Source organism: Streptomyces sp. NPDC001156, from assembly GCF_053598275.1.
The window spans coordinates 1-14117 of the sequence record NZ_JBSFJX010000008.1 but is presented as its reverse complement, the minus strand read 5'-3'; the positions used below and the strand labels follow the sequence as shown (position 1 = coordinate 14117).

Genomic DNA, 14117 nt, shown 5'->3' with positions numbered 1-14117 from the left:
CGACGTCGCGCACGTAGGCAGGCGGTGCGGCAGCACAGACGGAAAGGGCGGCTCCCTGCCGGAAGCCGCCCCCGCGTCATCGAGCCCCGCACGGTGCCCAGGACCGGTTCGACGTCCTACTCCTTGTTGAGCAGGTCCTGCACCTTGCTGCGCACCTCGTCGGTGGCAAGACCGCGGATCGTCAGCGTCGTACGGCGGCGCAGCACGTCGTCAGCGGTCTGGGCCCACTCGTGGTCCCGGGCGTAGACGACCTGCGCCCAGATCTCCGGGGCGTCCGGGTGGACTCGCTCGGCCAGTTCCGGGTTCTCGTTCGCCAGCCGCGCGATGTCGAAAGCCAGCGAGCCGTAGTGGGTCGCCAGGTGCTTGGCGGTGTCGGGCGCCATGCGCGGCCCGGGCGCCGGGCCGTCGACCACCAGCCGGTGGGCCACCGCGCGCGGGTTGGCGATGCCGGGCAGCGGCAGCCGCTTCGGCAGTGTGGAGATCGGCTCGAAGTCGTCGCCGAGCGGGCGGCCCGGAAGCGACTCCAGCTTCTTCATGACCGTACGGCCGATGTGCCGGAACGTGGTCCACTTGCCGCCCGCCACGGACAGCATGCCGCCCCTGCCCTCGGTGACGACGGTCTCGCGCTTGGCCTTGGCGGTGTCGCCGGGGCCGCCCGGCAGCACCCGCAGACCGGCGAAGGAGTAGGTGATCAGCTCACGCCGCAGCTGCTGGTCGCGGACGGAGAACGCCGCCTCGTCGAGGATCTGGGCGATGTCCTTCTCGGCGACCCCGACCTCGGCCGGGTCGCCCTCGAACTCCTCGTCCGTGGTGCCGAGCAGCAGCATGTCCTCCCAGGGGAGGGCGAAGGTGATGCGGTACTTGTCGATCGGCGTCGCCAGCGCCGCCCGCCAGGGTGAGGTGCGCTTGAGCACCAGGTGCACGCCCTTGGACAGACGTATGGAGGGCGCCGCCTTCGGGTCCTCCAGCCGGCGCAGGTGGTCGACCCACGGCCCGGTGGCGTTCAGCACCAGCCGCGCGTCCACCCCGAACTCGTCGCCCGAGAGCCGGTCCTTCAGTTCGGCACCGGTGACCCAGCCCCTGGTGAAGCGCAGTCCGGTGACCTCGGCGTGGTTGAGGACGACCGCGCCCGCGTCGACGGCGCCGCGGACCGTCATCAGCGCCATGCGGGCGTCGTTCATCTGGTCGTCGCCGTAGACGGCCACGGCCTTGAGGTTCTCGGTGCGCAGCTCCGGCACGTCCTGCTGCGCCCTGGCCGGCGAGAGCAGGTGACCGACGCCGTCACCGAACGCCGACAGCGCGGAGTAGGCGAAGACGCCCGCCCCGAGCTTCGCCGCGCCGTGCGGCCCGCCCTTGTACACGGGGAGGTAGAACGTGAGCGGGTTCGCCAGGTGGGGGGCCACCTGACGGGAGACCGCACGGCGCTCGAAGTGGTTCTCCGCCACCAGCTTCACCGCGCCGGTCTGCAGATAGCGCAGACCGCCGTGGAGCAGCTTGGAGGAGGCGGAGGAGGTGGCGCCGGCGAAGTCGCCGGCGTCCACCAGCGCCACCCGCAGGCCCGACTGCGCGGCATGCCAGGCCGTGGAGATGCCCAGGATCCCGCCGCCGATCACCAGGAGGTCGAATGTCGCCCTGGACAACTGCTCCCGAGTTTCGGCGCGGCTCGGCCCCGAGCCGTAGGCCGGGTGAGTCCCCAGAGCCGGGACACTCTGCAGGGTGGTCATCGCTTGTTACTCCTCGTGTTCGATCCAGCCCATGGTCCGCTCGACGGCCTTGAGCCAGTTCTTGTACTCACGGTCGCGGGTCTCCGCGTCCATGTGGGGCGTCCACTCGGCGGCCCGGCGCCAGTTGGCGCGCAGGTCGTCGGTGTTGGTCCAGAAGCCGACGGCGAGACCGGCGGCGTAGGCGGCGCCGAGGCAGGTGGTCTCGGCGACCATCGGGCGTACCACCGGCGCGTCCAGGACGTCCGAGAGCGTCTGCATCAGCAGGTTGTTGGAGGTCATGCCGCCGTCGACCTTCAGCGTCGCCAGCTCCACGCCCGAGTCCTTGGTCATGGCGTCCGCGATCTCACGGGTCTGCCAGGCGGTGGCCTCGAGGACGGCGCGGGCGAGGTGCGCCTTGGTGACGTAGCGGGTCAGGCCGGCGATCACACCGCGGGCGTCGGAGCGCCAGTACGGCGCGAACAGGCCGGAGAAGGCCGGCACGAAGTAGGCGCCGCCGTTGTCCTTGACCGACAGCGCGAGGGTCTCGATCTCGGCGGCGGTCTTGATCAGGCCCATCTGGTCGCGCATCCACTGCACCAGGGAGCCGGTGACGGCGATGGAGCCCTCCAGGGCGTAGACCGGCTTCTGGTCGCCGATCTGGTAGCCGACCGTGGTCAGCAGGCCCGAGTAGGAGTTGATGATCTTGTCACCGGTGTTCATCACCATGAAGGTGCCGGTGCCATAGGTGGACTTGGTCTCGCCCTCGGAGAAGCAGGTCTGGCCGAACAGGGCCGCCTGCTGGTCGCCGAGCGCGGAGGCGACGGGGATGCCGCCGAGCAGGTCGCCGAGGCGCCCGCCGGTGATCTCGCCGTACACCTCGGCGGAGGAGCGGATCTCGGGCAGCATCGCCAGCGGGACGCCGATGGACTCGGCGATCTTCTCGTCCCACTGCATGGTGTGCAGGTTCATCAGCAGGGTGCGGGAGGCGTTGGTCACGTCGGTGACGTGGTAGCCGCCGTCGACACCGCCGGTCAGGTTCCAGATGACCCAGGTGTCCATGGTGCCGAAGAGGATGTCGCCCGCCTCGGCGCGCTCGCGCAGGCCCTCGACGTTGTCGAGCAGCCAGCGGGCCTTCGGGCCGGCGAAGTAGGAGGCCAGCGGCAGACCGGTCTCGCGGCGGAAGCGGTCCTGGCCGACGTTGCGGCCGAGCTCCTTGCAGAGCGCGTCGGTACGGGTGTCCTGCCAGACGATGGCGTTGTGGACGGGCTCACCGGTGTTCTTGTCCCACAGCACGGTGGTCTCGCGCTGGTTGGTGATGCCGATGGCCTTGATGTCGTCGCGGGTGATCCCGGCCTTCTCGATGGCTCCGGCGACGACGTCCTGGACGTTGGTCCAGATCTCGGTCGCGTCGTGCTCCACCCAGCCCGGCTTCGGGAAGATCTGGTCGTGCTCCTTCTGGTCGACGGAGACGATGCGGCCGTCCCGGTCGAAGACGATGCAGCGCGAGGACGTGGTGCCCTGGTCGATGGCGGCGATGAAGGGGCCGGCGGTGTGTGCGTCGGTCACGGTGTGCTCCTGGAATTCCGTGGATAGGTGGGGCGGTCTTTACGGCGCGGTGCTGAGAGCGGTACTGAGGGGCACGTGCGGAGAAGCTCAGTTTTCTCAAGCAAAGGCGACGTTGTATATGCCTGCGGCGATCGCGCCGCCGACCAGCGGGCCGACGACCGGGATCCAGGCGTAGCCCCAGTCGGAGCCGCCCTTGTTGGGCAGGGGGAGGAGAGCGTGCACGATGCGGGGACCGAGGTCGCGGGCCGGGTTGATGGCGTAGCCGGTCGGGCCGCCGAGCGAGAGACCGATGGAGACGACCACCAGCGCGGTGATCAGGGCGCCCAGGGTGCCGAGGCCGTTGCCCTTGTCGTTGAGGCCCTGCGTGAGGACGGCGAGGACCAGCACGACCGTGCCGATGATCTCCGTGGCGAGGTTCATCACCGCGTTACGGATCTCGGGACCGGTGGAGAAGACGCCGAGGACCGGACCCGCCTGGGCCTCCTGGGCCTCGACCGCCTTGGTGTCCTGCGCCCCCGGGCCGCCGACGACCTCTCTGTCGGTCAGGTGGACCTGGAACTGGCCGTAGTAGGCGACCCAGACCAGGGTCGCACCGATCATGGCGCCGAGCAGCTGGCCGGCCCAGTAGACCGGGACGTTGCTCCAGTCGCCGTCCTTGATGGCGAGCGCGAGCGTCACCGCCGGGTTGAGGTGGGCACCCGAGAGCGGTGCCGAGGTGTAGACCGCCGTCAGAACGGCGAAGCCCCACCCGAATGCGATGGCGAGCCAGCCGGCGTTACGGGCCTTGGAGGCCTTCAGCGTCACTGCGGCGCAGACGCCACCGCCGAGCAGGATGAGTATGGCGGTACCGATGGTCTCGCCGATGAAGATGTCGGAGCTGGACACCCGCGACTCCTTTGTCCTTCGTCCAGGGGAAGGCGAACCCCGGGTCCCTCCGGTGGTCCGCGCCCTCGGGGTGAGAGCGATGCCGGCCCTTGGCGTTGTCACACTCTAGCGCGTATTGCCGTTTAGTGTTCGACAATGCCGACCGGTGGACGGGAGTCTTGTCTCCGGTTCGCCGAGCGTCAAGAGTTCGGTAATCGAAAACAGGATCGTTATTGATCGCCTGCAGTGATCAGTCCCGGCGTGGCTGCGCACCGCAGACACGCGGGCACGTGGAGTGGTCGCGCACGACCCCCGCGGGGCCTTGCCAGGGAGGTGCCCCACGGTGTGCGGGCACGCCGAAGGGCCGTCACGGCGTCGCCGTGACGGCCCGGGAACACGAGGTTCAGAACCTCCCGGCACCCAGATCCCGCGACACCGCGCGGCTGCAGTCACGGACCGCCGCGATCAGCTCGGGGCGCACCTCCCCGTCCGGGCACACACGCTCGACCGCGCCCGTGATGCCGACCGCGCCCACGGGCATGCGCCTGCGGTCGTGGATGGGTGCGGCGATCGAGGCGACGCCGGTCCATGTCTCCTCCACGTCGGCCGCGTAGCCGCGCGCCCGTGTGAGGTCGAGGACATGCTCGAATGCGTCGAGCTCGCACACGGTGCGGTCGGTGAACGCCTTCCGGTCCGCCTCCACCGCCTCGGTGTGCGCGACCGGGTCGTACGCCGACAGCACCTTGCCGAGGGCCGTGGAGTGCAGCGGCTGCATGGCCCCGATCTCCAGGACCTGCCGGCTGTCGTCGGGCCGGAACACGTGGTGCACGATCAGCACGCCCTGCTGGTGCAGCACCCCCAGATAGACGCTCTCCCCGCTGGAGCGGGCCAGGTCGTCGGTCCACACCAGGGCGCGCGCCCGCAGTTCATGGACGTCGAGGTAGGTGGTGCCGAGGCGCAGCAGCTCGGCCCCCAGCTGGTAGCGGCCCGAGGCCGCTTCCTGTTCGACGAAACCCTCCTGCTGGAGCGTGCGGAGTATGCCGTGGGCCGTGCCCTTGGCCAGGCCGAGCGAGGAGGCGATGTCGGACAGGCCGAGCCGCCGTTCACCGCCCGCGAGCAGCCGCAGCATCGCGGCCGCCCGTTCGAGCGACTGGATGTTCCGTGCCATCGCCGTTCTGCCCTCCGTCACCTTCAACCGCCGACCGTCATTCGTTTACCGCCGTTCGGCAATGCCGAACATTACCGGTCGAGGTCTTCCTCTCGCTAATAGGCGGCCGTCATCCGTTCGGGCGCAATCCCCCCACAGGTCACGTCCAGCACGCCCGTCCGCCCGCTGGACGCCCCTGACCGTATGGCGTGCCGCGGGCTACCCTGGCGGCGTGCGCGTCCCATGGGAAGCGCAAAGCCGACAGCCGTCGCATTCCAGGGAGCATCGTCCATGGCCTCGTTGCCGAACCCGTCCCTTTCGTCCGCCTCCACCGACAGCCGGACCCGAACCGAAGCCCTCCGGGAAGCCCTCGCCACCCGTGTGGTGGTGGCCGACGGAGCGATGGGCACGATGCTCCAGGCCCAGGACCCCACCCTGGAGGACTTCCAGGGTCTCGAGGGCTGCAACGAGATCCTCAACCTGACCCGCCCCGACATCGTCCGCTCCGTCCACGAGGCGTACTTCGCGGTGGGCGTCGACTGCGTCGAGACGAACACCTTCGGGGCCAACCACGCCGCCATGGCCGAGTACGAGATCGCCGACCGCGTGTACGAGCTGTCCGAGGCGGGCGCCCGGATCGCCCGGGAGGTCGCGGACGGCTTCGCCGCCGACGACGGCCGCCCCCGCTGGGTCCTCGGCTCGATCGGTCCCGGCACCAAGCTGCCCACCCTCGGCCACGTCGCCTACACCACCCTCCGCGACGGCTTCCAGGCCAACGCGGAGGGGCTGCTCGCCGGCGGCGCGGACGCCCTCATCGTCGAGACCACCCAGGACCTGCTGCAGACCAAGGCATCGGTCCTGGGCGCCCGACGCGCGATGGAGGCGACTGGCATCGAGGTGCCCCTGCTGTGCTCCATGGCGTTCGAGACCACTGGCACCATGCTGCTGGGTTCGGAGATCGGCGCCGCGCTGACCGCGCTCGAGCCGCTCGGCATCGACATGATCGGCCTGAACTGCTCGACCGGTCCCGCCGAGATGAGCGAGCACCTGCGCTATCTGACGCGCCACTCCCGCATTCCGCTGCTGTGCATGCCGAACGCCGGCCTGCCGGTGCTCACCAAGGACGGCGCGCACTTCCCGCTCGGTCCCGAGGGTCTGGCCGACGCCCAGGAGAACTTCGTCCGCGACTACGGCCTCTCCCTGATCGGCGGCTGCTGCGGCACCACCCCCGAGCATCTGCGCCAGGTCGTCGAACGCGTACGCGACCTCGCCCCGGTCGAGCGCGCTCCGCAGCCCGAGCCGGGTGCCGCCTCCCTCTACCAGAGCGTGCCGTTCCGTCAGGACACCTCGTACCTGGCCATCGGCGAGCGGACGAACGCCAACGGCTCCAAGAAGTTCCGCGAGGCCATGCTGGACGGCCGCTGGGACGACTGCGTCGAGATGGCCCGCGAGCAGATCCGCGAGGGCGCCCACATGCTCGACCTCTGCGTCGACTACGTGGGCCGCGACGGCGTCGCCGACATGGAGGAGCTGGCCGGCCGCTTCGCCACCGCCTCCACCCTGCCGATCGTCCTCGACTCCACCGAAGTGGACGTCCTCGAGGCGGGTCTGGAGAAGCTCGGCGGCCGCGCCGTCATCAACTCGGTCAACTACGAGGACGGCGACGGGCCTGAGTCGCGCTTCGCGAAGGTCACCAGGCTCGCCCGGGAACACGGCGCCGCGCTCATCGCCCTGACCATCGACGAGGAGGGCCAGGCCCGTACCCCCGAGAAGAAGGTCGAGATCGCCCAACGGCTGATCGCCGACCTCACCGGGAACTGGGGCATCCGTGAGGAGGACATCCTCGTCGACACCCTGACCTTCACCATCTGCACCGGCCAGGAGGAGTCCCGCAAGGACGGCATCGCCACCATCGAGGCAATCCGCGAGCTGAAGAAGCGCCACCCGGACGTGCAGACCACGCTCGGTCTGTCGAACATCTCCTTCGGCCTCAACCCGGCCGCGCGCATCCTGCTCAACTCCGTCTTCCTCGACGAATGCGTCAAGGCGGGGCTCGACTCGGCCATCGTGCACGCCTCGAAGATCCTGCCCATCGCGCGCTTCGACGAGGAGCAGGTCACCACCGCCCTCGACCTGATCTACGACCGCCGCGCCGACGGCTACGACCCGCTGCAGAAGCTGATGGCGCTGTTCGAGGGCGCCACCGCCAAGTCGCTCAAGGCCGGCAAGGCCGAGGAACTGGCCGCGCTGCCGCTGGAGGAGCGCCTCAAGCGGCGGATCATCGACGGCGACAAGAACGGTCTGGAGGCCGACCTGGACGAGGCCCTGACCGGCCGGTCCGCCCTCGACATCGTCAACGAGACACTCCTGGACGGCATGAAGGTCGTGGGCGAGCTGTTCGGTTCCGGCCAGATGCAGCTGCCGTTCGTGCTCCAGTCCGCGGAGGTCATGAAGTCCGCGGTCGCCTACCTCGAACCCCACATGGAGAAGACCGACGAGGCCGGCAAGGGCACCATCGTGCTGGCCACCGTGCGCGGCGACGTCCACGACATCGGCAAGAACCTCGTCGACATCATCCTGTCCAACAACGGCTACAACGTCGTCAACCTCGGCATCAAGCAGCCGGTCTCCGCGATCCTGGAGGCCGCCGAGGAACACCGGGCCGACGTCATCGGCATGTCCGGGCTCCTGGTCAAGTCCACGGTGATCATGAAGGAGAACCTGGAGGAGCTCAACCAGCGCGGGCTCGCCGCCGCCTACCCGGTCATCCTCGGCGGCGCGGCGCTCACCCGCGCGTACGTCGAGCAGGACCTGTACGAGCTGTACGAGGGCGAGGTCCGCTACGCCCGCGACGCGTTCGAGGGCCTGCGCCTGATGGACGCGCTGATCGGGGTCAAGCGGGGCGTGCCGGGGGCGAAGCTGCCCGAGCTGAGGCAGCGCCGGGTGCGGGCCGCCACGGTGGAGATCGAGGAGCGGCCCGAGGAAGGCCACGTGCGCTCCGACGTCGCGACCGACAACCGCGTCCCCGCGCCGCCCTTCTGGGGGACCCGCGTCATCAAGGGCATCCCGCTCAAGGAGTACTCCTCCTGGCTGGACGAGGGCGCGCTGTTCAAGGGCCAGTGGGGCCTGAAGCAGGCCCGCACCGGCGAGGGACCGACCTACGAGGAACTCGTCGATACCGAGGGCCGGCCCCGGCTGCGCGGCCTGCTCGACCGGCTGCAGACGGACAACCTCCTCGAAGCGGCCGTCGTCTACGGCTACTTCCCCTGCGTGTCCAAGGACGACGACCTGATCATCCTCGACGAACAGGGCAATGAGCGCACCCGGTTCACCTTCCCGCGCCAGCGTCGCGGCCGGCGGCTGTGCCTGGCCGACTTCTTCCGTCCGGAGGAGTCGGGCGAGACCGACGTCGTCGGGCTCCAGGTCGTCACCGTCGGCTCCCGGATCGGCGAGGAGACCGCGCGGCTCTTCGAGGCGAACTCCTATCGCGACTATCTCGAACTGCACGGCCTGTCGGTGCAGTTGGCGGAGGCGCTCGCCGAGTACTGGCACGCCCGGGTCCGCTCCGAGCTGGGCTTCGCCGGTGAGGACCCGGACGAGATGGAGGACATGTTCGCCCTCAAGTACCGCGGTGCCCGTTTCTCGCTGGGCTACGGAGCCTGTCCCGACCTGGAGGACCGCGCCAAGATCGCCGAGCTGCTCGAGCCGGAGCGGATCGGCGTCCAGCTCTCCGAGGAGTTCCAGCTCCACCCGGAGCAGTCCACGGACGCGATCGTGATCCACCACCCGGAGGCGAAGTACTTCAACGCGCGGTGACGACCCGCCCGGAACCGCGCCCGAAAGGCGTGCCCTCGTACCCCGCGGCATCCGGGCCGACACCGACGCGGCCTGCGCCCTCGCCCCGGGACTACCGCGAGGCCCCGCGGTCCCGTACACCCGTGCACGGGACCGCGGCCCCCGGCTCCGACGGACGCGCGGGCCGCGCCCCTCGCCCGTGTGTGTGACCACACACCGGGGCGCTCCGCGTCGATCGGCACTTTTCTCACGGCCGTCGTACACTGGCAGGTCCACCGCAGGCCGGTTCCCTCCGTGGGAACCGGCCTGGTCGTCCCTTGAAGGAGGTACGCCGGATGACCACCACGGTCCCCGCCCTCGGAACCCGTACGGCCGAAGGCTCCGCACTGCAGGCCGTGCTCCTCGACATGGACGGAACCTTGGTGGACACCGAGGGTTTCTGGTGGGAGGTCGAGGTCGACGTCTTCGCCACCCTCGGACACACGCTCGACGAGGCATGGCGCCATGTCGTCGTGGGCGGCCCCATGACGCGCAGCGCGGGCTTCCTGATCGAGGCCACGGGCGCGAACATCACCCTCGACGAGCTCACTGTGCTGCTCAACGACGGGTTCGAGAACCGCATCGACCACAGGCTGCCGCTGATGCCCGGGGCCGCCCGGCTGCTGGCCGAACTGGCGGCCCACGAGATCCCCACCGCCCTGGTCTCCGCGTCCCACCGGCGCATCATCGACCGCATCCTGGCCTCCCTCGGCCCCCAGTACTTCGCGCTGACCGTGGCGGGCGACGAGGTGGAGCGGACCAAGCCGTTCCCGGACCCGTATCTGCTGGCCGCCAAGGGCCTCGGGGCGGAGCCCGCGCGCTGCGCGGTCATCGAGGACACGGCGACCGGGGTGGCGGCCGCCGAAGCCGCCGGCTGCCGGGTCGTCGCCGTCCCGTCGGTCGCCCCCATCGCCCCCGCCGCAGGCCGCACCGTCGTGACCTCGCTCGAAGAGGTCGACCTGACATTCCTGCGCGGTTTGATGACGGAAATGCGCTGACCGTTCACCCAGCGTGCACTACGAATGGACGGAATACCGGGGACTGTCCAGCAGAATGAATTAATACCCGGTCGCGCGCCCGAATTCCGCCGCACACCGCCCGAGTCGGGAGGTGTGACGTTCACCACGTGCGCGGGGGTCGACAGGGGGCCCGGCGTATGCTGTTCCATCCCATTCGCGCCCCTGCGGCGCACCCTTGTGTCCCGATTGATGAGACGCTGCACTAATCCTTCCGTGACCGGTTTTCCGGTGCGTCCACAGCCGGTTCCGCAGCGTGATGGGACCTCAACTCCGGTAGCTGTCAGCGCTCGTGCGTGTGCGGACTAATCTCATCGCGAGAACATGCCACAACCCCCGTGATCCGTAGCGCCACCCTTGCTTGCCGGGTACACGGACTCGACAGCTCTGGAGAAACACGAGCATGAACCGTAAGACTTTGGTGCTGCCGGCGGTCGCTGGTCTGCTCACCCCTGTCCTCGCCGCCTGCGGCGGGTCCAGCAGCGGGGGCAACAGCGGTGACGCCATCGTCGTCGGTACCACCGACCGGTTCACCGCCGCCAGCGACGCCCCTGCGCCCATCGACCCGGCGTACGCGTACGACGTGGGCACCTGGAACGTTCTCCGGCAGACCGTGCAGACGCTGATGGCGCAGCCCCGCGGCGACGGTGAGCCCGAGCCCGAGGCCGCCGAGAGCTGCGGCTTCACCGACACCGGGAACGAGCGCTACGCCTGCAAGCTGCGCAAGGACCTGAAGTTCTCCAACGGCGACCCGGTGACCGCGGCCGATGTGAAGTTCTCCATCGACCGTGCCCGCGCCATCAAGGCCGACAGTGGCGTCTTCGCGCTGCTGTCCACCATCGACACCGTCGAGACGCAGGGCGACAGGGACGTCATCTTCCACCTCAAGGTCGCGGATGCCACCTTCCCGTTCAAGCTGTCGACGCCGGTCGCGGGCATCGTCAACCCCAAGGACTACGAGAAGAACAAGCTGCGCAACGGCTTCTCCGTCGACGGCTCCGGCCCGTACACGCTGCAGTCCGAGGTCCAGAACAACGAGATGGTGAAGGCCACCTTCACCAAGAACCCCAACTACAAGGGCCTTCTCACCCCGAAGAACGACAAGGTCGTGCTGCAGACGTTCAAGGACGCCGACAGCATGGGCAACGCCCTCGCCAAGGGCGACATCGACGTCATGACCCGCACCATGGCGCCGGACCAGATCCGCAAGCTGCAGAACGACACGGCGGGCAACGTCAACCTGGTCGAGATGCCGGGCCTGGAAATCCGCTACCTGGCCTTCAACACCAACGCCCCCTCGGTCAAGAGCACGGCCGTCCGCCAGGCCATGGCGCAGGTCATCGACCGCGGCGCGCTGGTGTCCAAGGTGTACGGCACCGAGGCGCAGCCCCTGTACTCGCTCGTCCCGGCCACCATCACCGGCCACTCCAACGCCTTCTTCAACAAGTACGGCGACCCGAGCGTGGCCAAGGCCCGCGCCCTGCTGACCAAGGCGAACATCACCACGCCGGTGAAGCTGACGCTGCATTACACGACCGACCACTACGGCCCGGCCACCGCCAAGGAGTTCGAGGTGCTCAAGGAGCAGCTCAACGCCAGCGGGCTGTTCGACGTCAGCGTCCAGGGCGCGGACTGGGAGCACTTCGTGCCGGCCCAGCGCAAGCTCGCCTACGACGTCTGGGGCATGGGCTGGTTCCCCGACTTCGCGGACGCCGACAACTACCTCGCGCCGTTCCTCGACAAGGACAACTTCCTCAACCTGCCCTACGACAACGGCTTGATCCGCAACAACCTGATCCCGGCGTCCCGCCGCCAGGCCGACCGGCTGAGCGCGTCGAAGAGCTTCACCGAGATCCAGGACATCGTCGCCGGCGACGTGCCGATCCTCCCGCTGTGGCAGGGCAAGCAGTACGTCGCCACCCGTGACGACATCTCGGGCAGTGAGTACGCGATGAACTCCTCCTCCACCCTGCAGCTGTGGGAGCTCTCCCGCGGCTCCGGCAGCTGACCTGCTCATGTGAAAGGCCCCCGGGCATCTGCCCGGGGGCCTTCGCTGTGTCCGGAGGCCCTCGCCGTGTCCGGAGGCCGCCACAGGAGGACGGGAAGCACTGAGGGCGCCCCTTGCGCGGCAAGGGGCGCCCTCAGTGTGCAGCTGAAGTCCCGGCAACCGACGCACGACGTCCGGCAGTTGTCGCCGGACGTCCGCAGCCGCTCAGGGAAGTCCGGGCGGCTACTGCGCGCCGGGGCGCACCAGTCCGCTCTCGTACGCGTACACCGCCGCCTGCACCCGGTCCCGCAGACCCAGCTTGGTCAGCACATGACCCACGTGTGTCTTGACCGTGGTCTCGCTGACGAACAGATCGGCCGCGATCTCGGCATTGGACAGCCCGCGCGCCACCAGCTTCAGCACCTCCACCTCGCGTTCGGTGAGGGTGTGCAGCGTGTCCGGGACCGGCTCGTCGCCGGACGGGAGATGCCCCGCGTACTTGTCGAGCAGCCGGCGCGTGATGCTCGGAGCCAGCATCGCCTCGCCCGCCGCCACCACCCGGATCGCCTGCACCAGCTCATGGGCCGGAGCGTCCTTGAGGAGGAATCCACTGGCACCGGCGCGCAGCGCCTCCACCACGTACTCGTCCAGATCGAAAGTGGTCAGCACCAGCACCTTCGCCGGGCCGTCCCGCCCCGGCCCGGTGATCTGCCGGGTCGCCTCCACCCCGTCCATCCGGGGCATCCGGATGTCCATCAGAACCACATCGGGCTGCAGGGCACGCACCTGGTCGAGCGCTTGGAGGCCGTCTCCGGCCTCGCCGACGACCGCGATGTCCTGCTCCGCCTCCAGGATCATCCGGAAGCCCGTACGCAGCAGCGGCTGGTCGTCGACCAATAGGACGCGGATGGCCACGTGAGTCTCCTTCGCTAGTCCGGCCCCATTCTGCCCTGCTCGGTCTCGCCCGATTCGGCCACCCTGACCGGCGGCTGCGACCCGTCGAGGGCAGGCTCCCCGGCCGGCTGCTCGCCGGCCCCTGAAACCGGCAGCGGATAGGGCGGGGGAGTACCACCGAACTCCGGGCAGAAGGCCTGGTGGTCGCACCAGCCGCACAACTTGGTCGGCCGCGGGCGCCAGTCGCCCGTCTCCGTCGCGAGCCGGATCGCCTCCCACAGCGCGAGCAGCTTGCGCTCCACACGTTCGAGGTCGGCGAGCACCGGGTCGTACGTCAGCACGTCACCGCTGCCCAGATACACGAGCTGAAGCCGGCGCGGGACGACCCGCTTCAGGCGCCACACCACCAGGGCGTAGAACTTCATCTGGAACAGCGCACCCTCGGCATACTCGGGCCGGGGCGCCTTGCCCGTCTTGTAGTCGACGATCCGCACCTCACCGGTGGGCGCCACATCGACGCGGTCGATGATCCCGCGCAGCTTCAGCCCCGACTCCAGCTCCGCCTCCACGAACAGCTCGCGCTCGGCGGGCTCGAGCCGCGTGGGGTCCTCCAGCGCGAACCAGCGGTCCACGAGCTGCTCGGCCTCCGTGAGCCAGCGCGCCAGCCGCTCGCCGTCCGGATCGTCCACGAACAGCTCCTTGAGCTGCGGCCTGCTCTCCCGCAACCGGTCCCACTGACCGGGGACCAGCGCCTTGGCGCGCGGGGCGGTCCGCTCGGCGGCCGGCACATCGAACAGCCGCTCAAGCACCGCGTGCACCAACGTTCCCCGGGTGGCCGCCTCACTCGGTTTCTCGGGCAGCTTGTCGATCACCCGGAACCGGTAGAGCAGTGGGCACTGCATGAAATCACTGGCACGGGACGGCGACAGCGACTCCGGGGGCACGGCGGCCACGGCGGACGGCCCGGCGGCGCCGTCGGTGCTGGTTTCCATGACTCCAGACCATACGGCCCGCCACCGACAGTGACCCAGCCCGTGCCGGCCGATGTGGAGGAGCGCAGTGCGGTGGCGCTCCCCTGGGCGTCCAGGTGGACCCACTTCGCCACC

9 protein-coding genes are annotated in these 14117 nt (G+C 69.5%); 3 read left to right on the top strand and 6 right to left on the bottom strand.

Going from position 1 to position 14117, the window contains the following annotated elements; genetic code table 11:
- Positions 1 to 116: 116 nt before the first annotated feature.
- From ACWDA7_RS06580 to ACWDA7_RS06565, 4 genes are all read right to left on the bottom strand, one after another.
- Positions 117 to 1724 (bottom strand): FAD-dependent oxidoreductase, encoded by a 1608-nt coding sequence (locus ACWDA7_RS06580; RefSeq protein WP_450603068.1) that lies wholly within the window; start codon positions 1722 to 1724, stop codon positions 117 to 119.
- Between the two features lie 6 nt (positions 1725 to 1730).
- The gene (gene glpK / locus ACWDA7_RS06575; RefSeq protein ID WP_450603067.1) at positions 1731 to 3269 is read right to left on the bottom strand and encodes a glycerol kinase GlpK; all 1539 of its coding nucleotides are present in this window, start codon (positions 3267 to 3269) and stop codon (positions 1731 to 1733) included.
- Positions 3270 to 3365: 96 nt separating this feature from the next.
- A complete protein-coding gene (locus ACWDA7_RS06570) occupies positions 3366 to 4154 on the bottom strand; it encodes an MIP family channel protein (RefSeq protein ID WP_432925910.1) in 789 nt (262 codons plus the stop codon).
- Between the two features lie 382 nt (positions 4155 to 4536).
- The gene (locus ACWDA7_RS06565; RefSeq protein WP_450603066.1) at positions 4537 to 5301 is read right to left on the bottom strand and encodes an IclR family transcriptional regulator; all 765 of its coding nucleotides are present in this window, start codon (positions 5299 to 5301) and stop codon (positions 4537 to 4539) included.
- A gap of 270 nt (positions 5302 to 5571) precedes the next feature.
- Here ACWDA7_RS06565 and metH point away from each other — a divergent pair, with 270 nt between their 5' ends.
- The 3 genes from metH to ACWDA7_RS06550 all read left to right on the top strand — a co-directional run bounded on the left by metH (position 5572) and on the right by ACWDA7_RS06550 (position 12138).
- A complete protein-coding gene (gene metH / locus ACWDA7_RS06560; RefSeq protein WP_450603065.1) occupies positions 5572 to 9096 on the top strand; it encodes a methionine synthase in 3525 nt (1174 codons plus the stop codon).
- Positions 9097 to 9410: 314 nt separating this feature from the next.
- Entirely contained in the window at positions 9411 to 10112 is a 702-nt protein-coding gene (locus ACWDA7_RS06555) for an HAD-IA family hydrolase (protein ID WP_432925906.1), read from the top strand.
- A 421-nt stretch (positions 10113 to 10533) separates the two neighbouring features.
- Positions 10534 to 12138: an ABC transporter substrate-binding protein gene (locus ACWDA7_RS06550; protein WP_450603064.1), complete on the top strand. Its 1605-nt coding sequence runs from the start codon at positions 10534 to 10536 to the stop codon at positions 12136 to 12138.
- 222 nt (positions 12139 to 12360) lie between these two features.
- Here the strand turns inward: ACWDA7_RS06550 and ACWDA7_RS06545 are convergent, their stop codons facing one another.
- Positions 12361 to 13032: a response regulator gene (locus ACWDA7_RS06545; protein ID WP_220294710.1), complete on the bottom strand. Its 672-nt coding sequence runs from the start codon at positions 13030 to 13032 to the stop codon at positions 12361 to 12363.
- 14 nt (positions 13033 to 13046) lie between these two features.
- A complete protein-coding gene (locus ACWDA7_RS06540; RefSeq protein ID WP_450603063.1) occupies positions 13047 to 14003 on the bottom strand; it encodes a RecB family exonuclease in 957 nt (318 codons plus the stop codon).
- Between the last annotated feature and the right edge of the window lie 114 nt (positions 14004 to 14117).